Source organism: Maritalea mediterranea (assembly GCF_021568695.1).
Taxonomy (GTDB): domain Bacteria; phylum Pseudomonadota; class Alphaproteobacteria; order Rhizobiales; family Devosiaceae; genus Maritalea; species Maritalea mediterranea.
Genome location: NZ_JAKGTI010000001.1, coordinates 1,723,463 through 1,745,516, shown reverse-complemented (window position 1 = coordinate 1,745,516; position 22,054 = coordinate 1,723,463). Strand labels below are relative to the sequence as shown.

Sequence of the window (22,054 nt, the reverse complement as noted above, 5' to 3'; positions counted from 1 at the left end):
AGACAATGCAAGCCTTGGTGGCGCGGCACTTTTGGGGTGCCGCGCCTCGTGGTCGCTATCTGCTAAATCCGCCGCCGGATGGGGTTTCGATGATGACACCTTCGCCAGGGGTGCATTCAATCTGGCAGCGGCCGTCTACTTTCTCGCGACCGCCACTCTTTGTGACTTTATAGTTGGCCCCGACCTGGCCATCCTGGCCGCCATTCAGCCCCTTGGGCGGCACAATGCGGTGGCCGCAGAGGAAGGAAATATCCATCCTCTCCAGGAAGGTGATATGGCGATGCACACCGTCGCCACCTTTGAATTTGCCCCCACCACCGCTATTGCGGCGAATGTGGAAGTCTTCCAGCAAAACCGGATAGCGGGCTTCCAGCACTTCGGGGTCGGTCAGGCGCGTATTGGTCATGTGAGAATGCACCGCATCGGCGCCATTAAAGTTCGGCCCCGCGCCGGTGCCGCCGCAAATGGTCTCATAGTACTGGTAGGTGTCGTTGCCGAAATTGAAATTGTTCATGGTGCCTTGCGCCCCGGCCATAGAGCCCATGGCGGCGAACAGGCAATCGGTGACAGCTTGCGACACCTCAACATTGCCCGCCACCACCGCAGCCGGATATTGCGGCGTCAGCATGCAGTTCTCAGGCAGGCGTATATCAATCGGCTTCATGCAGCCCGCATTCATGGGGATATTTTCATCCACCATGCAGCGGAAAGCATAAAGGATGGCGGCGCGGGTGATCGGCTCCGGCGCGTTAAAATTGTCCGGCTGCTGTTCGCTTGTGCCGGTGAAGTCCACAATGGCGCGGCCCGTTTGCTTATCAATTTTGATCGATACGGCGATCCGGCAGCCTTGGTCAAACTCCACCACGGCTTCGCCATCTTGAAGCTTGGCAATGGCGCGGCCCACGCAATCGGCGGCATAATCCTGCACAAAGCCCATATAGGCATTCACCACCTCAAGCCCAAAATTATCCACCATCTGCAGCAATTCCTGCACGCCCTTTTCATTGGCGGCGATCTGCGCCTTCAGGTCAGCAATGTTCTGATCCGGATTACGGCACGGATAGGTGCCGCCGGTCAGGGCTTTTTCGATAAAGTCGTGTTGGAAGCTGCCCTGTTTCACCAAAATCTCATTGTCGAGAATAACACCTTCTTCCTCGATGGAGCGGGCCAGCGGGGTCATCGACCCGGGCGCAATGCCGCCTACATCCGCGTGGTGGCCGCGCGAGGCAACAAAGAACATCGGCTTGTCGCTATTGGCGGCGAAGACCGGGGTAACCACGGTAATGTCAGGCAAGTGGGTGCCGCCATTATAAGGCGCATTGGTCACAAACACATCGCCGCGCTTCATCTCGGGATGGGCCTTGATTACGCTGGCGACAGACCGATCCATCGACCCCAGATGCACCGGTGTATGCGGCGCATTGGCGATCAGCGCACCCGTGCGGTCAAAAATGGCGCAGGAAAAGTCCAGCCGTTCTTTTATGTTGGTGGAGCGGGCGGTATTTTGCAGCCGCACGCCCATTTGCTCAGCGATAGACATGAAGAGATTATTGAAAATCTCAAGCATCACTGGATCGGCCTCATCGGCTGAAATCTGCTCCGCGCCCAGCGCTTGATCGCGGGTCAGCACAATCAACCCGTTTTCCTTAAGCTGTGCGCCCCAGCCGGGCTCCACCACAATGGTGCCGATGGCTTCAATGATCAGTGCGGGACCGGCAATTTGCTGCCCGGGGCGCAGATCGTCGCGTTGATACACATCCGCCTCCTGCCAAGCGCCGCCGGAATAGAATTGGGTATGATCAACTGGCTTTGGCGCTGCATCGTTTGTCTGCAAGCTGGGCTCTTGATGGGTGGAACGACCGCCTGCGGCCTCCACCTCAATAAATTCAATCACAATTTCTGCATCGGGCTCGATAAAGCCAAACCGCTCCTTGTGAATTTTTTCAAACTCGGCGCGCATTTCCATTTCGCTGCTCAGGGTCACCTCAATGGTGGAATCGGTGCCGCGATATTTCAGGTGGGCCGTGCGGCGCACGCTGCAGGCCTCGTCAGTCACACCCTGGTCCTGGAGTTTGAACAACATGTCACGCCGCAATTCGTCGGCGACATATTTGGTGTCTTTCAGCGCGTCAACGCTCAGGCTTTCGCCTATGGCACGCTGGGCGCTGGCCTTAATATCGGCCAGCCCCATGCCATAGGCGGAAAGAATACCAGCGAACGGATGGATCAATACGGTGCGCATGCCCAACCGGTCGGCCACGGCGCAAGCATGTTGCCCGCCTGCCCCGCCAAAGCAGGTGAGCGCATATTTGGAAATATCATAGCCGCGCTGCACCGAAATTTTCTTCACCGCATTGGCCATATTTTCAACGGCGATTTTCAAAAAGCCTTCGGCCACATCTTCGGCCTTTTCCAATCCGGCCTCTTGGGCGATGGCGGCAAATTTATCGCACACCAGCAATTGATCCAGCGGCTGGTCCTGATTTGGCCCAAAAATCTCCGGGAAAAATTGCGGTTGAATTTTATTCAGCATCACATTGGCATCGGTCACCGCCAAGGGGCCGCCGCGGCGATAGCTGGCCGGACCGGGGTTGGCCCCGGCGGAGTGGGGCCCCGCCGTGAAGCGCTGGCCGTCATATTCGAGAATGGACCCGCCGCCTGCGGCCACTGTGTGGATCTTCATCATAGGTGCGCGCATGCGCACCCCGGCCACTTCGGTTTCAAAATCCTTTTCCAGCTCGCCATTAAAGTGCGCCACATCGGTGGATGTGCCGCCCATATCAAAGCCAATGATTTTGTCATAGCCGGCCAGCTTGCTGGTTTCCACCGCGCCGACAATGCCGCCCGCCGGGCCGGATAGAATTGCGTCGCGCCCGTGAAACATGTTGGCGGCGGTCAACCCGCCCGAGGACATCATGAACATCAGGCGCAGATTGGTGTTTTCCGTATCCAACTCCGCCGCCATCCGGTCCACATAGCGCCGAAGGATGGGGGACAAATAGGCGTCCACCACGGTGGTGTCGCCGCGCCCGACAAACTTGATCAGGGGCGAAACCTCATGGCTGGCTGAAATTTGGGTGAAGCCGATTTTTTTCGCCAGCTCGGCCGCCTTTTGCTCATGGGCCGGATAATGAAATGCATGCATGAAAACGATCGCGACCGCGCGAATGCCTGCATCATAGGCGGCCTGCAGCGCCTCCTCTGCGGCGGCAGCGTCAAACGCCTCCAGCTCTTCGCCCTTGGTAGAATAGCGCCCGGCCACTTCGGCCACGCGCTCATAAAGCAGTTCGGGCTTTTTGATTTCACGGTCAAACAGCTTGGGCCGGGCTTGATAGCCGATCTCGAGCGCATCAGCGAAGCCGCGATTGGTGAGGAACAGCACGCGATCCCCTTTGCGCTCCAACAATGCATTGGTGGCGACGGTGGTGCCCATTTTCACCGTAGCGATCTGATCGGAAGGAATGGGATCGCCTTTGCCAACGCTCATCAAATCGCGAATGCCCTGCAGCGCCGCATCGGGATAAGCCTCTGGATTTTCTGACAAAAGTTTGTGCGGGATCAGCTCGCCCGCCGGGGTGCGCGCGACAATATCTGTAAAGGTTCCACCCCGATCAATCCAAAAATCCCACTGGCCGCTCACAATGTCTTCCTCCGAGAAAAAATTCAATTTACTGTTGCTTTATTGATAATTTAATGACAATTTGTCAATGTTACATGGCCACTTTTTTTCTGTCGGCGAAATGCTAAACTGAAAATCAGTGGTAAACAGGAGGAAGATATGAACAAGATTTTCAAGGCAGTTGCCACGGCAGCTGTATTCGGCATCGCATCAACTTCTGCTGGTCTTGCAGAAGACTGGGATATGCCTACACCATACCCGGATAAAACATTTCACACTGTGAATATTCAGCAGTTTGCTGATGAGGTGCGCGAAGCGACAAATGGTGAGCTGAACATCAAGCTGCATACAGCCGGCTCGCTGATCAAACATGGTGAGATTAAAAACTCGGTCCGCAACCAGATTGTGCCCGCAGGCGAGTTCTTTCTCTCACTATTGGCCAATGAAGACCCGGCCTTCGGCATTGACTCATTGCCGCTGGTGGCGGTCAGCTATCAGGATGCAGCCCGCTTGTGGGAAGCACAGGAGCCCGTGATCACAGAATTGCTGGCCAAGCAACGCTTGAAGCCATTGTTTTCTGTGCCATGGCCACCCCAAGGGCTTTACACCAAAAAGGAAATCAAGACCGTCGACGATCTGAACGGCCTTAAGTTCCGCTCTTACAACGCCAATTTGGAAAAGTTTGCCACCATGGTCGGGGCCGCACCAACTCAGGTTGAAGCGCCAGACATTCCGCAGGCCTTTGCCACCGGTCAGGTTGAGGCGATGATTACGTCACCATCAACTGGGGCCAACTCCAAGGCGTGGGACTTCCTGTCTCACTATACACCGATCAATGCTTGGGTGCCTAAAAACATCGTTGTGGTGAATATGGCCGCCTTCAACGCGCTTGACGAAGAAACGCAGGCTGCGGTGCTTGAAGCGGCCGCGGCAGCTGAAGAGCGCGGTTGGAATATGAGCCGTCGCGAAGCTGAAGAAAAAACGCAAGAGCTGGCCGACAATGGCATCACCATTGTAGAGCCTTCTCAAGAGCTGAAAGACGGCTTGGCGAAAGTTGGCGTGGAACTGCTGGAAGATTGGCGCGCCAATTCCACCCCAGCAGCCGATAAGATTATCGACGCTTACTACAATTAATCTTGGAAGTGGACGGCCCAACGGGGCCGTCCATTTTGCTGTTTCATCTTTGGGGGAGGATTGCGCGTGCGCAAGGCACTGGATCTGATTTATCTCGCGGCGGGCGCGATGTCCGCCCTTTGTATTCTGACCATCTGCGGGCTGGTGACCATGCAGGTGATCTTTAATCTCATCACCAAATTACTGGGCACCCAGTTTGCCTATACCATTCCGTCTTATGCCGATTTTGCGGGCTTTTTGTTGGCCGCAGCCTCTTTTCTGGCGCTGGCCTATACGCTCAAGCACGAGGGGCATATCCGGGTCACCCTTTTTAGAGATTTCTTGAAAGGCACATTGGGTCGGGTGGTGGAAATCATCACGCTGGCGCTTGCCGCCGTCGCCGCTGTTTACATGACTTACGCCATGATCGGCCATCTGCATGAATCCATTTCCTATGGCGATGTATCCACCGGCATTATTCCCGTGCCCCTCTGGTTGCCGCAAAGCACCTTGGTGATAGGGCTGGCCCTGTTTACCCTGGCCCTTGTCGACGATCTGGTCTGCACCATTCTGGGCGTGTCAAAATCCGGCCATCTCGATGAGATTGAAGAGGAGCACCACAATGTCTGAGCTGATGATGATCATTGTGTTGGTTGGCGCGCTTTTCGGCATGTTGGCCATGGGCATGTGGGTCGGCTTCGCCCTCACCCTCACCGGGGCGTTGGGCATGTTTATGTTCACCTCTGCCCCGCTGGGGCCAATCCTCGCCACCACTTTTTGGGGTCATAGCCATTCCTGGGCGCTGGCGGCGTTGCCGCTCTTTATCCTGATGGGGGAAATCCTGCTGCGCTCCAGACTGTCGGAAGATATGTTTTCCGGGCTGACGCCGTGGCTGGGCAAAGTGCCCGGCAAATTGCTGCATGTGAACATTCTGGGCTGTGCCATCTTCGCAGCCGTGTCCGGCTCATCCGCAGCGACCGCGGCCACCATCGGCAAAATGTCTGTGCCCGAGCTGCAAAAGCGCGGCTATCCGGACCGGCTAATTCTGGGCACGCTCGCAGGCTCGGCCACCTTGGGCCTGTTGATCCCGCCCTCTATTATTTTGATTGTGTATGGCGTGGCGACAGAACAATCCATCGCGCGGTTATTCATTGCGGGCATTCTGCCCGGCGCCATGCTGGTGGCCATGTTCGCCGCCTTTATCGCGATCACTGCTCTGCTGAAGCCCGAGATTTTCCCCAAGGAAGAATTGAATTTTTCCATTCGGGAAAAGCTGAGCGCTTCAAAACGGTTGCTCCCCGTTATCGCGCTGATTGCCGGGGTGATCGGTTCCATCTATGCCGGCATTGCTTCGCCCACAGATGCGGCGGCGGTGGGCGTGGTGCTCTCGTTGGTGTTGGCCTGGTCCAGCGGGTCGCTGACCTGGAAAATGTTCCGCGAAGCGGTGATGAACGCCACCATCACCTCCTGCATGATCGCTTTCATTCTGGCGGGCGCGGCGTTTTTGACCGTTTCCATGGGCTTTACCGGCATTCCGCGCAATCTGGCGAGCTGGATTGACACCTTTAATCTTGGCCCTTGGGCGCTTTTGGCCGCGCTGACCGTGTTCTTTATTGTCCTGGGCTGTTTCCTCGACGGGATTTCCGTGGTGGTGCTGACCACCGCCATCATCATGCCGATGATTGAATCGGTGGGCATCGATCCGCTCTGGTTCGGCATCTATCTGGTGATCGTGGTGGAAATGTCGCAAATCACGCCGCCGGTTGGGTTCAACCTGTTCGTGATTCAGGGGCTGACGGGCCAAAACATCTTCAAGATTGCCATGGCTGCCCTGCCCTTCTTCATGTTGCTGCTGCTGGCGGTGGTGTTGATCACCCTGTTCCCGCAGATCGTGACCGCGCTACCCGGCCTGATGCGAGGCTAGAAATTTGGCTTAAAGAGAGGACGCTGCGCGCGAAGCTTGATCATAAAGCCCGCTTAGCGTTCTCATCATCGCTGCCATTTCGCTCAGCTGATCCTTGTCGATTTCCAGATGCTTGAGGCTATCGAGAAGACATTGCTCGCGCACTTCGCGATATTTGTCGCACAGCTCAAAGCCTTTGGTGGTGGTGGAATAAAACATTTCCTTGCCGCGCTTTTCACCTTCAATCAGTCCAGCCTTGAGCAATTTTTTTAAGGCATAATTGACCGTGTGGCTGTCATCAATATTGAGCAGAAAGCAAATATCGTTGAGCCGCTTTTGCCGTTCCCGATGGTTCACATTGTGCAGCACCAGAATTTCCAGGGGCGACAGTTCAGGATAGCCAGAAGCCACCATGCATTTGGTCATCCAGCGGCTGAAGCCATTATAGGCAATAATCAACCCATATTCGAATTCGGAAAGTTGCCACCCTTCGGTAGAAGCCAGATGGCGCGATGAGACAATTCTACGTTTTTTCATGCGGTTAGCCTACACGAGCAACATTGCCACGACAACAATTTTTCAATAAAACACAGTTATAATGTAAAGGAATGTTGGTGGTGTGCCTCACAACTGAGGCACAAAATGTGTCATATTTTGTGGGTGTTTGATGGGATTTTTCAGTCATTTTAACCCTTATGAGTGTAATTTTCTATATGCCTAGCAAAAATATATTTTGATAGGTATACTCATGCCAAGCAAAAGATGAAAGTGATAGGCATGACCCCTCTCAGCAGCATTGCCACGAGCGCATATACTGATTTGGTACGTTTGTTAAAGGACGAGGCATTGTCCGGCATTGAAGGTAAACCCACCCTCAAACAAAGGGGTGATAAAGCCTATTGGTATGCGGCACGCCGCGTTGGCGTGGATATGCGGTTTATCTATCTTGGCGAAGACAATGAGGAGACCCGCGCCCGCATGGAGCGGACGGAAGAACTGCGCGCCACGGCAAAGCAACGTCAAGCGGAGCGCGCAAGATTGGTGCGGCTATTGCGCGCTGAGGGCATGACCCCCACAGATCGCGCCACAGGCTCCATTCTGTCGGCGATGGGCGTGGCTGGCACCTTTCGGCTGGGGGGCACTTTGGTCGGCACCAACGCCTTCCGTCTCTATGAGGGCGAACTTGGTGTCCGACTACCCTTAGGCGGGATGGCCAATACGGGCGATATCGACATTGCGCAGTTTGAAAAGCTGAGCTTGGCGCTTGAGGATCAGGTGGACCCGAGCTTGCACGAGACCTTTTCAACGCTCAAATTTGATCCCCTGCCCGGTCTCGAAAATGGTAAAACATGGCGCTGGGCCCAGGGGGGCAGCGGGCAACTGGTTGAATTTCTCACGCCTGCTTTCGGACAAGAGGGCATTCGCGATCTACCTTCGCTGGGTGTGAGTGCCCAATCCCTCAATTATTTGAATTTTCTGATCGCTGAGCCGATCGCCGCGGCCGCGCTCTACCGGTCCGGCATATTGGTGCAAATTCCGCGCCCCGAACGATTTGCCATTCACAAACTAATTGTTGCAGACCGACGGCGTGAAGGAGACGGCAATCTAAAAGCCGCCAAGGACCGCGAACAGGCAGCATTTCTAATCGACGTGCTGGCCGAAGACCGGCCCGACGATTTGGCGGCCGCCTATAAAGAGGCCCTTAATACCGGCGCTCGTTGGCGTGCGCATATTGAAAATACACTTAAAAAAGCACCAAAGGCGGCTGAGATTTTAGACAATATCTGAAAGCAAAATGCCTTAAAGCGCGCCGCCCGCCCGCGGTGGTGCGCAGGATTCACGGATCACCAAATCGCCATGCAAAAGCTCCTTTACCGGTTTGGTATCCGGTGTCGCGATAATATCCAACAATTGATTCATGGCACGCTCGCCGATCATGATGCGAGGCTGCCGCACGGTAGTAAGTGACGGGACCATGCTGCTGGCGAACTGGATATCATCAAACCCCACAACGGAAAAATCGCTGGGCACGTAATATTTGCGGGCATTCAGCGCCGATATTACGCCAATGGCCGTGTCGTCATTATAGCAGACAAAGGCGGTGGGCAGTGTGTCGCGAATAAACAGCCGCTCAATGGCGGCACGTCCGCCTTCATGGCTGCCATCTCCCTGCACGCGCCAGGGCGAGGACCGCTTGAAATGAGATGTGAGCGCATTGCAATAGCCCTGAAACCGCATCTCAGAAACAATATCGCCCTGCGGCCCGCCGATAAAGGCGATTTGCTCATGTCCCAATGAAATCAAATAGTCGGTCGCCAGCTTTGCCCCATTTTCATCATCCACCCCGACATAGCTGATCTCCTCTTGCGGGACAGGTTTGGACACAGAAACCATGGCAGGGAACGTGTTGGGTGGGCTTTTGGCCCAGCCCGCCACCGGCAGATGCCCGGTCAACAACACCAGCCCGTCGGCCATGCCGGTGGCCAGAAAGCGCAGATATTTTTCTTCCGCGTCAATATTGGCTTCTGTGTTGCCGATCAAAACACCATAGTCGCGGGCATTGGCCACTTTCTCCAGTCCGGTCAAAATGCCGGGAAAGTTCGGATCAGAGATGGAATGGGCCAATATCATCACCATCTTGGAGCGTTGCATGCGCAGATTTTGTGCCATCGCATTGGCGGTATAGCCGGTGCGAGCAATAGCAGCGATCACCTTTTTGCGGGTACTTTCGGCCACTTTCTCCGGCATGCGGATGGCGCGGCTAACCGTGGCGATGGAAACGCCCGCAATCTTGGCAACATCTTCAATGGTGGCTGGTTTCGATGAGGGATTTTCCAAAAAGCTACGCCTTCACTATTCGGGGTCAGACCTGCTGGGAGCGCAAGTTCCCTTCCCTCTTAATATATTGATTTGGCTGATTGTAGTGAAAAGGTTTACATTTTTACAGATGAAAAGGTTTACATTCCTGATGAAAAGGTTTACATAGCTCTTGTTGGCACAATCTGGAGGTGTGTCAGCCGGGGGAGGATTAAGACTATGCCAATGGATGATTCATCCAATAAAGCCGTATTGCTTGCTGACCGGATCAGCAAGTCATTTGGGGAAGTGCCGGTGCTGTTCAGCGTCAATTTTGACGTGCAGGCTGGCGAAGTTCATGCCCTAATTGGAGAAAATGGCGCAGGCAAATCCACCTTGATGAAAATTCTGGGCGGATTCCACGCCCCTACCTCAGGCAATCTGATTTATGACGGGGAAGAAACCGTTCTGCCCCCTAATGGCCAGGCCGAAGCGCTGGGCATTGTGCTTATTCACCAGGAGCTTAATCTGGCCGAGCAGATGACCGTTGAAGAGAACATCTTTCTCGGGCGCGAACTGTCCCGCAATGGGTTTCTGGACCGCAAGGAAATGTCGCAAAAAGTGGCAAGCTGGTTGCAGGAAGTGGGCATGAATATCTCGCCAAATGACCGGATTTCAGAGCTTTCCATTGCCGAAAAGCAGATGGTTGAAATCGTCAAGGCCATGAGCCGCGATGCCCGCGTACTGATTATGGATGAGCCCACAGCGGTGCTCACCGATGCCGAAACCGAATTGTTTTTCCAGCAAGTGGAAAAACTGAAAAAGCGCGGCGTGGCCATTATATTCGTGTCCCATAAACTGGCAGAAGTGAATCAGATTGCTGACCGTGTCACCATTTTGCGCGACGGCCAGTGGATCGCCACCAAGCCGGTGGATGAGTTGAGTCTCGATTCGATGGCGCAAATGATGGTGGGGCGCGAACTGTCCAACCTCTATCCGCCAAAGAATGAAGCCGATGTTGATTCAGATATCGTGCTGCAGGTGCAAAATCTGGTGGCGCCCAACGTCAATAATGTCTCATTTGAGCTGCGCAAGGGTGAAATTCTGGGCTTCTCTGGGCTGGTTGGCTCTGGCCGCACCGCCCTTTTTGAGGCCATTTGCGGGTTGTCCTCTATCGAGGAGGGGCAGGTCTATCTGGATGGCCAGCCCGTGCAGTTTAAAAATGTTGCCGAAGCGCGCGATGCCGGGGTGACCTATCTCACCAAAGATCGTAAGGGGCGCGGGCTGTTGCTGGAAAAGACCATGCGGCCCAATCTCACCCTGATGGCGCTGCCTAAATTTGTGAAAAATTTCATGATGGACACGGCCGCAGAAGAAGAAGCCCTTAAACGCGGCATCCGCCGGTTTGATATTCGCGCCCGCGACCCCAAGGTGAAGGTGGGCGACATGTCCGGCGGCAACCAGCAGAAATTGCTGCTGGCCAAGATTATGGAATGTGATCCGCGTATTGTAATTATTGATGAGCCAACCCGCGGCATTGATGTGGGCACCAAGCAGCAGATTTATCATTTTATCGCGGCGCTGGCGGCAGACGGCATGTCAGTGGTGGTGATTTCATCGGAAATGCCCGAAATCATCGGCGTCTGCCACCGTGTCGCGGTGATGCGCGAAGGCCGGATCACCGGCGTTGTAACCGGAAACGACAATAATGAGACAGAAATCGTGCGGTATGCCGCCGGTTTGAAGGAGGCAAGAGTACATGGTTGATCAAACGGCCGCGCCCGAAAAACAGTCAAAATGGCCTGATATTGATTTCAAAACATTGGGGCCCGCCATCGCATTGCTTATCCTTTGCGTCATAGGGTATTTGCTTAACCCGGCCTTTTTAAGCGAGGGCAACATCACCAATCTGCTCACCCGCTCCGCCTTTATCGGCATTATTGCGGTGGGCGCCACTTTTGTGATCACCGCCGGCGGCATTGACCTGTCTGTGGGGTCCATGGCGGCGGTGATTGCCGGACTGATGATCATCATCATGAACAGCGCTGTCGATACGCTGGGCACCGGCGTGGCCACCGTTATTCTGGGGTGTGGCTGCAGCATCATTCTGGGCATCGGCGCCGGGTGGATCAACGGATTTTTGACCACCAAGGGCAAGATTGAAGCCTTTATCGTCACCCTCGGCACCATGGGCATTTTCCGGTCTCTGGTGACCTATTTCGCCGATGGCGGCACCCTGTCACTCAATTTTGACCTGCGTGGCACCTATCGCCCGGTCTATTATGAAAGCGTGTTGGGGCTGCCCGTGCCGGTATGGGTGTTTATCTTTGTCGCCATTGCGGGCTGGATCCTTTTGAACCGCACCGCCTTTGGCCGCTTTTGCACCGCCATCGGGTCCAGCGAAGCGGTGGCGAAATATTCCGCCATCAAGGTCGATCGCATCAAGACCTACACCTACATTATTCAGGGCCTGTGTGTGGCGCTGGCCACCATCATTTATGTGCCGCGTCTCGGCTCGGCATCGGGCACCACCGGTGTGCTGTGGGAGCTGGAAGCCATCGCCGCGGTGATCATTGGCGGCACGGTGCTCAAAGGCGGCTATGGCCGCATTGGCGGCACCATATTGGGCGCGCTCATTCTAACCACGATCGGGAATATTTTGAATTTCACCGATGTGATCTCCAACTATCTCAACGGCACAATGCAGGGGCTGATCATCATCGTCGCTGTGTGGCTGCAACGGGGTAGCTGGGGCAAAAACAAGAAGAAAACCACTTAGCGAATTTACGTCCCGTCTCAGGCGACGTGAAGAACCGAGCTTTGCCGGTGACCGGTATCGCTCACCCTAAATTCTTGATTGGGAGGAACCAATGAGACCAACTAAAACCCTATTGTCGCTGGCCGCGGCTGGTGTGCTTGCCCTGGCAAGTGCTGCCACGGCGCAGGAAGACAAGATCAAAATCGGTGTGTCCTATCCCACACCAACCCATGCCTGGGCAGCAGGCATGAACTGGCATGCCGAACAGGCAGAAAAGCGTCTGGAAGAGCTTTATCCGGATGTGGACCTGATCTTGGTGAACTCACCGGATTCCGGTCAACAGGCCAACGCCATTGAAGACCTTGTGTCCGCCCATGGCATTGATGCGCTTGTGGTCTTGCCGTTTGAATCTGATCCGCTGACAGATCCTGTACTGAACGCCAAAAAGTCCGGCGCCCTGATCACAGTGGTTGACCGGGGATTGAGCCAGCCAAATATTGAAGACATTTATGTGGCCGGCAACAACCCGGAACTGGGCCGCGTCTCCGCGCAATATATGAAAACCCGTCTGAACGAAGGCGACAATATCGTTATTCTGCGCGGTATTCCAACCGTGATCGACAATGAGCGTTTTGATGCCTTTATGGAAGAAATTGAAGGCTCTGGCATCAATGTGCTGGATCACAAACACGCCAACTGGAACCGCGATGACGGGTTTGAGGTGATGCAGGATTTCCTCAGCCGTTTCCCCGATATTGATGCGGTTTGGGCGCAAGATGATGATATCGCTATTGGCGTTATGGCCGCGCTTGAACAAGCTAGTCGCGACGATGATGGCATCTTTGTTGTCGGCGGTGCTGGCATGAAGCAGATCATCAAGCGTATTTCTGAAGGCGATGAGTTGATTCCGGTGGATGTGCTCTATCCGCCTGCGATGATCGCCACAGCCATGGATGTTACCGTCAATGCGTTTAAATCAAACGGCCCGGTTGCTGGTCGCTATATCTTGGGCGCGACATTGATCACCCAGGAAAACGCGATGGACTTCTACTTCCCGGACTCGCCGTTCTAAGACTGGCGAGAACCTTGGCGGCAAAGGGAGGTCCATCCCTTTGCCGCTCTATTAATCTGGAGAAATCTTGTGAAAACAATCAAAGGACCGGCCCTGTTCCTGGCGCAATTTGCGGGCGACACGGCCCCATTTAACAATTGGAATGACATTACAAAATGGGCTGCTGACTGTGGTTATCTCGGCGTGCAACTTCCCAGTTGGGATGGGCGGCTGATTGATCTGGCCAAAGCAGCAAGCTCCAAGGATTATTGCGATAAGCTGGCGGGCATTGCCAAAGAAAATGGCGTCGAGATCACTGATCTGACCACCCATTTGCAGGGCCAGCTTGTGGCGGTACATCCGGCCTATGATAAAGGCTTTGACGGTTTTGCCCCGGCCAAAGTGCACAACAACCCCAAAGCTCGGCAGGAATGGGCCGTTGAGCAGGTCAAACTGGCGCTGAGCGCCTCAAAACATTTCGGCACAAGCCAATTGGCATCCTTTTCCGGCGCCTTGGCTTGGCCCTATATCTATCCTTGGCCGCAACGGCCCGACGGCTTGATTGATGAAGCATTTGAAGAGCTGGCGCGGCGCTGGCTGCCGATCCTCGATCATGCGGAAGAATGCGGTGTCGATGTCTGCTATGAAATTCATCCGGGCGAAGATCTGCATGATGGCATCACCTTTGAGATGTTTTTGGAGCGGGTGAACAATCATCCGCGCTGCAACATGCTCTACGACCCGTCGCACTTTGTGCTGCAATGCCTGGATTATATCGACCATATCGACATCTATAAAGACCGCATCAAAATGCTGCACATCAAGGATGCCGAATTTAACCCCACCGGGCGGCAGGGCGTTTATGGCGGTTATCAGAGCTGGGTGGATCGTGCAGGTCGCTTCAGAAGCCTGGGCGACGGCCAGGTGGATTTTTCCGCGATCTTTTCCAAAATGGCGGCCAATGATTTTGACGGCTGGGCCGTGGTGGAATGGGAGTGCTGCCTGAAGCATCCCGAGGCTGGTGCCCGCGAAGGCGCACAATTTGTGCGCGATCACATTATTGAAGTCACCGAAAGAGCATTTGACGATTTTGCCGATGGCGGCACCGACCGGGCGGCCAATCGGGCAATGTTGGGATTGGATTGATCATGACACAGAAAGACTATGCACGCCCGATCCGGCTGGGCATGGTGGGCGGCGGCAAAGGCGCCTTTATCGGCGAGGTTCACCGTTTCGCCGCGCGGCTTGATGGCCATCATCAACTGGTGGCAGGCGCCCTCGCCTCGACGCCGGAAAAATCTCAGGCCTCCGGCGCGGCGCTGGGCTTGGCGCCAGACCGGATCTATGATGATTTTGAACAGATGGCGGCCCAGGAAGCCGATCGGCCGGATGGCATTGAGGCGGTGGCGATTGTTACGCCCAACCATATGCATTTTGCCCCGGCCAAACTGTTTTTGGAAAAGGGCATCCATGTCATTTGCGACAAGCCCCTCACCTCAAATCTCGAGGATGCAAAGCTGCTGAACGACACCGCGCAAAAATCAAATGCGCTGTTCGTCCTCACCCATAATTACACCGCCTATCCCATGATCCGGCAAGCCCGCGACATGGTGGCGAATGGTGAATTGGGCCGTATCCGGCTGGTACAATCAGAATATCTGCAGGACTGGTTGACCGAAGAGGCTGACAATAAGCAGGCGAGCTGGCGCACGGACCCGAAAAGATCTGGCGCAGGCGGCTCCATTGGCGATATTGGCACCCATGCGTTCAATTTGTCCTGCTTTGTCTCCGGGCTGGAGGTGGAGCATCTGGCGGCGGATTTGCAATCCTTTGTGCCGGGGCGTCAGGTCGACGATAATGCCCATATCATGCTGCGCTTTTCTGATGGTGCACGCGGTACGCTATGGTGCAGTCAGGTGGCACCGGGCAACGAAAATGGGTTGCGGCTGCGCATCTATGGGGAGAAGGGCGGGCTGGAATGGGCACAGGAAGACCCGAACTATTTGTGGTATGCCCCCTTTAGCGAACCACCCCGCAAAATCACGCGCAACGGCCCCGGTGCCGGTGAGGCCGCAGGGCGCGTCAGCCGCATTCCGCCGGGGCATCCAGAAGGTTATCTGGAAGGCTTTGCCAATATTTATAGCGAAGCCGCCGCCGCGATCCGTGCGGCACAAAGCGGCACAAAGCTTGATCCGGCGGTGCATTTCCCCACGGTTCAGGACGGGTTGAAAGGCGTGCAATTTATTGATGCCTGTATTCGCTCGAGCCAGAACAATTCAAGCTGGGTTGACCTTGCCTAGCCAATCAATTTCGTCAACAGTCCGCAGGGCCGTGGCGTTTGCGCATTAGGCCAAAGCAAAGGAGAAGTCATGAAAAGCAATTTGATGATCCATGATGTGGCCACCGGCACCGACAAGCTGCTTTTGAGCTTCGATGACCATATGGAGGCGCCAAATTGGAGCCCCGATGGCACTGGGCTGGTGATTAACGGTGGGGGCAAGCTCTTTAATGTGCCTCTTGATACGCCGAAATTGTACGCGATCGATACCGGATTCGCCAAGAAACTGAACAATGACCATGGCATCTCGCCTGACGGCACGCGGTTGGTGATCAGCGACGAAACGGAGGCGGGAGAAAGCGCCATTTATACACTGCCCATTGGCGGGAGCACGCCGAGGCGTGTCACTGAGAAAACACCGTCCTATTGGCATGGCTGGTCGCCCGATGGCCAAACGCTCGCCTACACCGCCAATCGGGGTGAAGGGTTTGAGATTTTTACCATCAGTGTTGACGGCGGCCAAGAAGCGCAGGTGACCCATGGGTTCGACCATTGCGATGGTCCGGATTATACGACCGATGGCACGTGGATTTGGTTCAATGGCGAGATTAGCGGTGATGTCCAGCTATGGCGTATACGTCCTAATGGCACCGATCTCCAGCAGATGACCGACGAAAACAGCGTGAACTGGTTTCCACACCCGTCGCCAGATGGTCGTCATGTTCTTTATCTTGCCTATCCCGCCGGCACGGAAGGGCACCCTTTTGGCAAGGATGTGGAATTGCGTTTGATGCCATCTGAGGGTGGGGAAAGTCGCAGTTTGACAGCCCTTTATGGTGGTCAAGGCACCATAAATGTGCCCTGTTGGTCACCAGATAGCACCTGTTTTGCCTATATGAGTTACGACAGGTAATTGCTCGCCAAAAGGTCGGACAGCCCGCGCACTCTAACAAGAAGTCACTAGTGCCGTTGTGTGGAAGCCCGAATCCTAAGGTCGAAGCCCAGATCGATTGTGCGATTTTCGGGGGGCGGCTGATCTGCATTCCGGTCCAGAATATATTGCATGGCGCGCGCGCCAACCTCCGTCCGCGGCGTGTAAACGGATGTGATTTCTGGATACATCTGCGAAGTGGTGCCCAGATCGTTGAAGCCGCAAATTCCCAATTGCTGCGGCACCCGAATATGGCGCCGCTGGCACTCGAGGGCCGCGCCAACGGCCACGTCATCATTGTTGCAAAACACGGCATCACACTCAGGATGGGTTTCTAAAAGCGTGGCCAACAGGTGGCGGCCAATGGCGACATTGGACTTTTGCGGTGTGGTAATCAGCAGTTTTTCATCATAAAGCCCATGCTTTTCCAGAGCGGCGCGAAACCCCGCCAACCGCTGCTGGGTACGCGGATCCATGCGCGTGCCCAAAAAGGCGACGCGTCGAAAACCTTGGGAAATCATGTGCTCCACGGCTTCAAAACTGGCCTGTTCGTTGGAAAAGCCGACAATCACGTCAATCGGGTCAGGTGTGGTGTCCATCACCTGGACAACCGGGCAGTTAGCCTGCGCTAACATCTGGCGCGATTTCTCTGTTTGATCAATGCCCGCCACAATCAAACCAGCAGGTTTCAAGGTCAGAAAACGGGGAATGAGCGCTTCTTCGGTTAAAGCGCTATAGCCGGTATTGCCGATTTGCAGCGAATATTTTGTACCTTCCAGCACACGGCTTGCACCAGCAAGCACATCAGAAAACACATTGTTGGAGAATGAAGGCACCAAAACCCCGATGATATTCGAGCGGTTTGAGGCCAGGGTGGATGCGGCAGCGTCGGCCACATATCCCAACTTCTCGATGGCGACATCAATCCGCGCGCGCAACTTTTCCGACACAGCATCTGGTGTTCGAAGGGCACGAGAAACAGTGATTGCGCTAACGCCTGATTCCCGAGCAACGTCTTTTAATGTGGGTTTCTTCATTCAAAAATATCCAATTAACACAATTAGATAATAACCAAATTCAATTAAAATGAAAAGAGGATTTGACAAATGGTTGCGCTATCATTTACGGATATTGGCCTGGGAGGAACCTATTTTGAGCGTCAAAGGTCAATATAGCGCAACGATTGTTATTGGGGTCTGCGGTGTTGGTAAAACATCAGTAGGGCACGCCCTCGCTTTAGCGTTGAACGCCGATTTCATTGAAGCGGATGATTATCATTCCGCGGAAAATCTCAAAGCAATGGCCAGTGGCATTCCCCTTTCGGATGAAATGCGGTTGCCCTGGTTGAAAACTCTGGCCGAGGCCGCAGAGGCCGCGCGACAAAAGCGGCCAGTGGTGATGGCCTGTTCGGCGCTCAAACGCAGCTATCGTGATTTGTTGCGGGACAAAATTGGCAAGGTGCAATTCGTTTTTTTGCATGGTGACCGCGACATGATTGCTGATCGTCTGGTGAAACGCGCCGATCATTTTATGCCTGTTTCGTTGCTGGACAGCCAAATTGCAACATTGGAACCGCCCACATCGCAAGAAGACGTGATCGCGGTCGATGTGGCCCTCCCGAAAACAGAAATCGTCGACATCGTGGCGCGCACCATGCGCACACGGCAAAACGCGGACATGACCGCGTTGAACTCAGAACATTGAAGAGGAGGAAGATCAATGTCTTTAAAACTTAAATCAATCGCCGTAACGGCTTTGCTGGCGCTGGGCTTGGCACCAGCTGCCATCGCTCAGGATTATTCTTTGCGCTTTCAGTCGTCAGACCCGGCAGGCAACCCCAATTTTGAGCTCAAGAAAGAGTGGGCATCCCACGTCAAAACACTGACCGGCGGTCGTGTCGAAATCGAAATGTTGCCCGTCAACTCAATCGTGCAACATACAGAGACCCAGGACGCCGTGGCCGCGGGCATCATTGACGGCCATATCACAGATACATCCTACTTCACCGGTAAGGATGCCGCGTTCGGCCTGATCGCCAATCCGGTCGGGGCGTGGTCCTCACCTTATGAAATGTTCGCATTTCTTGAATATGGCGGTGGCAATGAGCTGATGCGCGAATTGTTGGCCCCTTATGGTCTGCACTTCATCGGGGCCACAACACCTGGTCTTGAAGCCTTTATCTCCAAAGTGCCGCTTGAAGGCGTGGATGATTTGAAAGGTTTGAAAATGCGCGCGCCGGAAGGTTTGGTGCAGCAAGTGTTCTCAGCAGCGGGTGCGGCGCCGGTAAACCTGCCCGGGTCTGAGGTGTTCACCTCGCTTGATAAAGGCGTGATTGATGCGGCCGACTATACTGTGTTTTCCACCAACCATGCGCAAGGCATGCACGATGTGGCACCGCATCCAGTTTATCCTGGGTTCCATTCCATGCCGCTGGTTGAGGTTTCTATGAATAAAACCACATGGGACAGCATGCCAGAAGACCTGCAAGCCATTTTGGAAGTCTCCGTGCGTGACTTTGCCCACAATATGGTCGGCAAATTGGCTGCCGCGGACATGGTGGCCGTCGCCGAAGCAACTGCTGATCCGGACATCACCGTGCACAATTGGTCTGCGGCAGAGCGGGCCAAGTTCCGGGCCATTGCTAAAGGCGAATGGAGCAAAATTGCTAGCCAATCTGAAGCGGCGCAGCGCGTCTATGATGTGCTGACAGACTATCTTTTGACCAATGGCTTGATCTCAGAATAGGTCACAAACCATAATTGGCCCCGCCCGCCATCAGTGGGCGGGGTTATGGTGTTTAAGGAGGGGGCGCCATGCGCGAAGAGATTGTTGAAAAGCTGCAGACAGATCCCGGCCCGGACCCCGATGCAGGTAAACTTGGCCAACTCATTAATGGTTTGGGGGTCGTGTTTGCCGTTGGCATTCTGGCCGCTGCCGCCATTCTCGTGATTGAGATTTTTTTGCGTTATGCCTTAAATGCCCCAACAATTTGGGCCCACGAAACGGTAATTTTCCTTTCGGCCACTGCCTTTATTTTTGGGGGCCTCTATGTGGTGGCGCGCAACGCGCACATTCGTGTGGTTTTGATCTACGATATTTTGCCCCAAAAGATACGTCGCTATTTCGACCTGGCCATTTCCATTGCCTGTTTTCTGGCTTCTGGCATGTTCGCCTGGGCGGCATGGAAAGGCGTTGAACGGGCCATCTGGACCCCCGCCGGGGCATTTCGGCTGGAAACATCCGGCTCGGCCTGGAACCCGCCGACCCCTGGCCTGTTGAAATTGTTCTTGTTGTTTATCCTGATCGTGATGACCATTCAGTTCTTGGTGTTGGCGATCTCTTATTTCAAAAAGAAGAGTCACTAATATGGAATGGCTCGCGCTTCTGACTGATTTCAAATCAATGGGTATTGGCTGGGCAACCTTCGCCATGTTCGCTGCCCTGCTGCTGCTGCTGTTAACTGGCATGCCGCTCGCTTTCGTCACCTTGTTGGTGGCGCTGATTTTTGCGCTGGGTTGGTTTGGCCCCATGGCGGTGCCGCTGATCACCAGCCGCATCTTCAGCTTTGTGAATTCCTTTGTCTTTGTCTCAGTGCCCATGTTTGTGCTGATGGCGGCCATTCTTGACCGATCGGGCATTGCGCGCGACCTGTTTGACGCCATGCGCCTTGTGGGCGGGCGATTGCGGGGTGGCGTTGCCATTCAAACACTTTTGGTGGCGGTGGTGTTGGCGGCAATGTCCGGCATTATCGGGGGCGAAGTGGTGCTGCTCGGCCTCTTGGCTTTACCACAAATGCTGCGGCTCGGTTATGATCGGAAAATGGCGATCGGCGTGTGTTGTGCCGGCGGTGCGCTTGGCACCATGATCCCGCCCTCGATCGTTTTGATCGTTTATGGCCTAACCGCGAATGTGTCGATTGGTGATTTGTTCACCGCTTCCTTTGTGCCGGGTCTGATGTTGGCAGGTCTTTATATTGCCTATATTCTTATTCGTTCTTACCTCAACCCGTCATTGGCCCCCATTCCGGAACCGGATGAGTTGCCACGATCAGAGAAATTGCGTCTGCTAAAGGGCTTGTTTTTGCCCGCACTGGTGGTTTTTTTCGTGCTTGGCTCCATTTATGGCGGCATTGCCAGTGTCACTGAGGCGTCTGCTGTGGGTGTGCTGGGCGTTACGTTATCCACTGTGATACGCGGCGAATTTTCCCTTCAACTTCTTATTGGTGCGGCGCGCCAAACGCTGGCCACAGTGGGGATGATTGTCTGGATCGGCATTGGGGCCACCGCGCTTGTCGGTGTGTTCAATTTGATGGGCGGCATCAATTTTGTCTCGCAATTGATCACGGGTATTTCCGACGAACCCATCGTCATCATTCTCTTTATGATGCTCATTCTGTTCGTTCTTGGCATGTTTTTGGATTGGGTCGGCATCGCTTTGCTGGCCATGCCCATTTTCGTCCCGATTGTTGTAAGCCTTGGATATGATCCGGTTTGGTTTGGCGTGGTGTTCGCCATGAACATGCAGGTCAGCTTCTTGTCCCCGCCCTTTGGTCCCGCGGCGTTCTATCTCAAAAGCGTTGCGCCCCCGGATATAAGCCTTGGCGAGATTTTCCAATCGCTTTTGCCATTTATCTGTTTGCAGATCTTGGCATTGATCCTTTTGTTGGTGTTCCCCGGCATCACCCTGATCGAGGGGCTTTAACGCCTAGAGTAAATAAAAGTGCCCGCCGTGACTACGGCGGGCAAGTTTGGAGGGGCGCATAAAAGAACGCGGCATGCTTCTGGGCTAAAGCTGTATGCGCTATCCCGTTGGACAAAGTTGGGTTTTATACAGAGAATTAATCCCCCGGTTTTTTACCCAAAATGATCATGCTCAACAAATCATCGTCGGTGACCTCATCCACATTGACCGTACCCACCAGCTTACCGTTTTTCATCACAGAGGCCCGATCACACAGATCGAGCACATCGTGAATGTCATGGCTGATCAGAAAGATGCCGATGCCGGCCTTTTTCAATTGCTTGATCAGGTCGGCCACCATTTGGGTTTCGTGGGGGCCGAGCGCCGCCGTGGGTTCGTCCATAATCAGAATACGGGCGTCGAAATAGACGGCCCGGGCAATGGCCACTGACTGGCGTTGCCCGCCGGATAGTGCGGAGACGGGGGCGGAGAACTTTTCAAAATTCGGGTTTAAAGTGCCCATAATTTTGCGTGTTTCCGCCTCCATGGCGTCATCGTCAACAAAGCCAAGCTTATTGGTGATCTCGCGCCCCAAAAACAGGTTGGAGGCCGCATCCAAATTGTCCGCCAGCGCTAGAGTCTGATAGATGGTTTCAATATTGTGTGCCCGCGCATCACGGGGATTGTGAATCTCCACTTTTTCCCCGTTAATGTATATCTCGCCGCCATTGCGCTTATACGCGCCGGAAAGCACCTTGATCAGGGTTGATTTGCCCGCGCCATTGTGACCGAGAAGGCCCACAACTTCGCCCGGATGCACATCAATACTCACATGGTCGACCGCTTTAATGCCGCCAAAGGACACTTGGATGTCGCGCATTTCAACAAGGGGGGTGCTGTTCGCATTTGCTTGTGTCATGGCTTG

At 54.5% G+C, this 22,054-nt stretch carries 19 protein-coding genes; 14 read left to right on the top strand and 5 right to left on the bottom strand.

Annotated features, from left to right (window positions below; all coding sequences use genetic code 11):
* Positions 1-55: 55 nt before the first annotated feature.
* Positions 56-3,640 carry a hydantoinase B/oxoprolinase family protein gene (locus L1I42_RS08395; RefSeq protein WP_236114024.1) on the bottom strand — a complete coding sequence of 1,195 codons (3,585 nt, stop codon included), beginning with the start codon at positions 3,638-3,640 and terminating at the stop codon, positions 56-58.
* Positions 3,641-3,778: 138 nt separating this feature from the next.
* On the opposite strand from L1I42_RS08395, the gene L1I42_RS08390 reads away from it, so the two are divergent.
* The 3 genes from L1I42_RS08390 to L1I42_RS08380 all read left to right on the top strand — a co-directional run bounded on the left by L1I42_RS08390 (position 3,779) and on the right by L1I42_RS08380 (position 6,656).
* A complete protein-coding gene (locus L1I42_RS08390; protein ID WP_236114023.1) occupies positions 3,779-4,753 on the top strand; it encodes a TRAP transporter substrate-binding protein in 975 nt (324 codons plus the stop codon).
* Between the two features lie 66 nt (positions 4,754-4,819).
* A complete protein-coding gene (locus tag L1I42_RS08385; RefSeq protein ID WP_236114022.1) occupies positions 4,820-5,362 on the top strand; it encodes a TRAP transporter small permease in 543 nt (180 codons plus the stop codon).
* Positions 5,355-6,656, top strand: a complete 1,302-nt coding sequence (locus tag L1I42_RS08380; RefSeq protein ID WP_236114021.1) for a TRAP transporter large permease — start codon at positions 5,355-5,357, stop codon at positions 6,654-6,656. Before L1I42_RS08385 ends, L1I42_RS08380 begins: the two co-directional genes overlap by 8 nt.
* Before the next feature lie 9 nt (positions 6,657-6,665).
* Here the strand turns inward: L1I42_RS08380 and L1I42_RS08375 are convergent, their stop codons facing one another.
* A complete protein-coding gene (locus tag L1I42_RS08375; RefSeq protein ID WP_236114020.1) occupies positions 6,666-7,172 on the bottom strand; it encodes a winged helix DNA-binding protein in 507 nt (168 codons plus the stop codon).
* Between the two features lie 240 nt (positions 7,173-7,412).
* Between L1I42_RS08375 and L1I42_RS08370 the strand changes: the two genes are divergently transcribed.
* Positions 7,413-8,423 carry a nucleotidyltransferase family protein gene (locus tag L1I42_RS08370; protein ID WP_236114019.1) on the top strand — a complete coding sequence of 337 codons (1,011 nt, stop codon included), beginning with the start codon at positions 7,413-7,415 and terminating at the stop codon, positions 8,421-8,423.
* 12 nt (positions 8,424-8,435) lie between these two features.
* On the opposite strand, the gene L1I42_RS08365 is transcribed toward L1I42_RS08370, so the two are convergent.
* The gene (locus L1I42_RS08365) at positions 8,436-9,473 is read right to left on the bottom strand and encodes a LacI family DNA-binding transcriptional regulator (protein WP_236114018.1); all 1,038 of its coding nucleotides are present in this window, start codon (positions 9,471-9,473) and stop codon (positions 8,436-8,438) included.
* Between the two features lie 204 nt (positions 9,474-9,677).
* Here L1I42_RS08365 and L1I42_RS08360 point away from each other — a divergent pair, with 204 nt between their 5' ends.
* The 6 genes from L1I42_RS08360 (at position 9,678) to L1I42_RS08335 (ending at position 16,431) form a co-directional block, all read left to right on the top strand.
* A complete protein-coding gene (locus L1I42_RS08360; protein WP_236114017.1) occupies positions 9,678-11,198 on the top strand; it encodes a sugar ABC transporter ATP-binding protein in 1,521 nt (506 codons plus the stop codon).
* On the top strand, positions 11,191-12,210 hold the full coding sequence (locus tag L1I42_RS08355) for an ABC transporter permease (protein ID WP_236114016.1): 1,020 nt from the start codon (positions 11,191-11,193) through the stop codon (positions 12,208-12,210). Before L1I42_RS08360 ends, L1I42_RS08355 begins: the two co-directional genes overlap by 8 nt.
* 91 nt (positions 12,211-12,301) lie before the next feature.
* Complete coding sequence (locus L1I42_RS08350) at positions 12,302-13,261, top strand: substrate-binding domain-containing protein (RefSeq protein WP_236114015.1); 960 nt, start codon at positions 12,302-12,304, stop codon at positions 13,259-13,261.
* A 69-nt stretch (positions 13,262-13,330) separates the two neighbouring features.
* Positions 13,331-14,386 carry a sugar phosphate isomerase/epimerase family protein gene (locus tag L1I42_RS08345; RefSeq protein WP_236114014.1) on the top strand — a complete coding sequence of 352 codons (1,056 nt, stop codon included), beginning with the start codon at positions 13,331-13,333 and terminating at the stop codon, positions 14,384-14,386.
* A gap of 2 nt (positions 14,387-14,388) precedes the next feature.
* Positions 14,389-15,540: a Gfo/Idh/MocA family protein gene (locus tag L1I42_RS08340; RefSeq protein ID WP_236114013.1), complete on the top strand. Its 1,152-nt coding sequence runs from the start codon at positions 14,389-14,391 to the stop codon at positions 15,538-15,540.
* 69 nt (positions 15,541-15,609) lie between these two features.
* Positions 15,610-16,431 carry a TolB family protein gene (locus tag L1I42_RS08335; protein WP_236114012.1) on the top strand — a complete coding sequence of 274 codons (822 nt, stop codon included), beginning with the start codon at positions 15,610-15,612 and terminating at the stop codon, positions 16,429-16,431.
* Positions 16,432-16,478: 47 nt separating this feature from the next.
* On the opposite strand, the gene gntR is transcribed toward L1I42_RS08335, so the two are convergent.
* Positions 16,479-17,486 (bottom strand): HTH-type transcriptional regulator GntR, encoded by a 1,008-nt coding sequence (gene gntR, locus L1I42_RS08330; RefSeq protein ID WP_236114011.1) that lies wholly within the window; start codon positions 17,484-17,486, stop codon positions 16,479-16,481.
* A gap of 115 nt (positions 17,487-17,601) precedes the next feature.
* On the opposite strand from gntR, the gene L1I42_RS08325 reads away from it, so the two are divergent.
* From L1I42_RS08325 to L1I42_RS08310, 4 genes are all read left to right on the top strand, one after another.
* Complete coding sequence (locus tag L1I42_RS08325; RefSeq protein WP_236114010.1) at positions 17,602-18,153, top strand: gluconokinase; 552 nt, start codon at positions 17,602-17,604, stop codon at positions 18,151-18,153.
* Positions 18,154-18,168: 15 nt separating this feature from the next.
* Complete coding sequence (locus L1I42_RS08320) at positions 18,169-19,194, top strand: TRAP transporter substrate-binding protein (RefSeq protein WP_236114009.1); 1,026 nt, start codon at positions 18,169-18,171, stop codon at positions 19,192-19,194.
* Positions 19,195-19,262: 68 nt separating this feature from the next.
* The gene (locus tag L1I42_RS08315) at positions 19,263-19,814 is read left to right on the top strand and encodes a TRAP transporter small permease subunit (protein ID WP_236114008.1); all 552 of its coding nucleotides are present in this window, start codon (positions 19,263-19,265) and stop codon (positions 19,812-19,814) included.
* 1 nt (position 19,815) lies between these two features.
* Complete coding sequence (locus L1I42_RS08310; protein WP_236114007.1) at positions 19,816-21,150, top strand: TRAP transporter large permease; 1,335 nt, start codon at positions 19,816-19,818, stop codon at positions 21,148-21,150.
* Between the two features lie 136 nt (positions 21,151-21,286).
* Here L1I42_RS08310 and L1I42_RS08305 read toward each other — a convergent pair whose 3' ends face one another.
* Positions 21,287-22,048 (bottom strand): ATP-binding cassette domain-containing protein, encoded by a 762-nt coding sequence (locus L1I42_RS08305; protein WP_236114006.1) that lies wholly within the window; start codon positions 22,046-22,048, stop codon positions 21,287-21,289.
* Positions 22,049-22,054: the final 6 nt, after the last annotated feature.

What these genes read in the sequence shown, in the direction of transcription:
- L1I42_RS08390 (WP_236114023.1), top strand. Translation starts at nt 3,779, where the DNA reads ATGAACAAGATTTTCAAGGCAGTTGCCACGGCAGCTGTATTCGGCATC.
- L1I42_RS08380 (WP_236114021.1), top strand. Translation starts at nt 5,355, where the DNA reads ATGTCTGAGCTGATGATGATCATTGTGTTGGTTGGCGCGCTTTTCGGC.
- L1I42_RS08375 (WP_236114020.1), bottom strand. Translation starts at nt 7,172, where the DNA reads ATGAAAAAACGTAGAATTGTCTCATCGCGCCATCTGGCTTCTACCGAA.
- L1I42_RS08370 (WP_236114019.1), top strand. Translation starts at nt 7,413, where the DNA reads ATGACCCCTCTCAGCAGCATTGCCACGAGCGCATATACTGATTTGGTA.
- L1I42_RS08360 (WP_236114017.1), top strand. Translation starts at nt 9,678, where the DNA reads ATGGATGATTCATCCAATAAAGCCGTATTGCTTGCTGACCGGATCAGC.
- L1I42_RS08355 (WP_236114016.1), top strand. Translation starts at nt 11,191, where the DNA reads ATGGTTGATCAAACGGCCGCGCCCGAAAAACAGTCAAAATGGCCTGAT.
- L1I42_RS08350 (WP_236114015.1), top strand. Translation starts at nt 12,302, where the DNA reads ATGAGACCAACTAAAACCCTATTGTCGCTGGCCGCGGCTGGTGTGCTT.
- L1I42_RS08340 (WP_236114013.1), top strand. Translation starts at nt 14,389, where the DNA reads ATGACACAGAAAGACTATGCACGCCCGATCCGGCTGGGCATGGTGGGC.
- L1I42_RS08335 (WP_236114012.1), top strand. Translation starts at nt 15,610, where the DNA reads ATGAAAAGCAATTTGATGATCCATGATGTGGCCACCGGCACCGACAAG.
- gntR (WP_236114011.1), bottom strand. Translation starts at nt 17,486, where the DNA reads ATGAAGAAACCCACATTAAAAGACGTTGCTCGGGAATCAGGCGTTAGC.
- L1I42_RS08320 (WP_236114009.1), top strand. Translation starts at nt 18,169, where the DNA reads ATGTCTTTAAAACTTAAATCAATCGCCGTAACGGCTTTGCTGGCGCTG.
- L1I42_RS08315 (WP_236114008.1), top strand. Translation starts at nt 19,263, where the DNA reads ATGCGCGAAGAGATTGTTGAAAAGCTGCAGACAGATCCCGGCCCGGAC.
- L1I42_RS08310 (WP_236114007.1), top strand. Translation starts at nt 19,816, where the DNA reads ATGGAATGGCTCGCGCTTCTGACTGATTTCAAATCAATGGGTATTGGC.
- L1I42_RS08305 (WP_236114006.1), bottom strand. Translation starts at nt 22,048, where the DNA reads ATGACACAAGCAAATGCGAACAGCACCCCCCTTGTTGAAATGCGCGAC.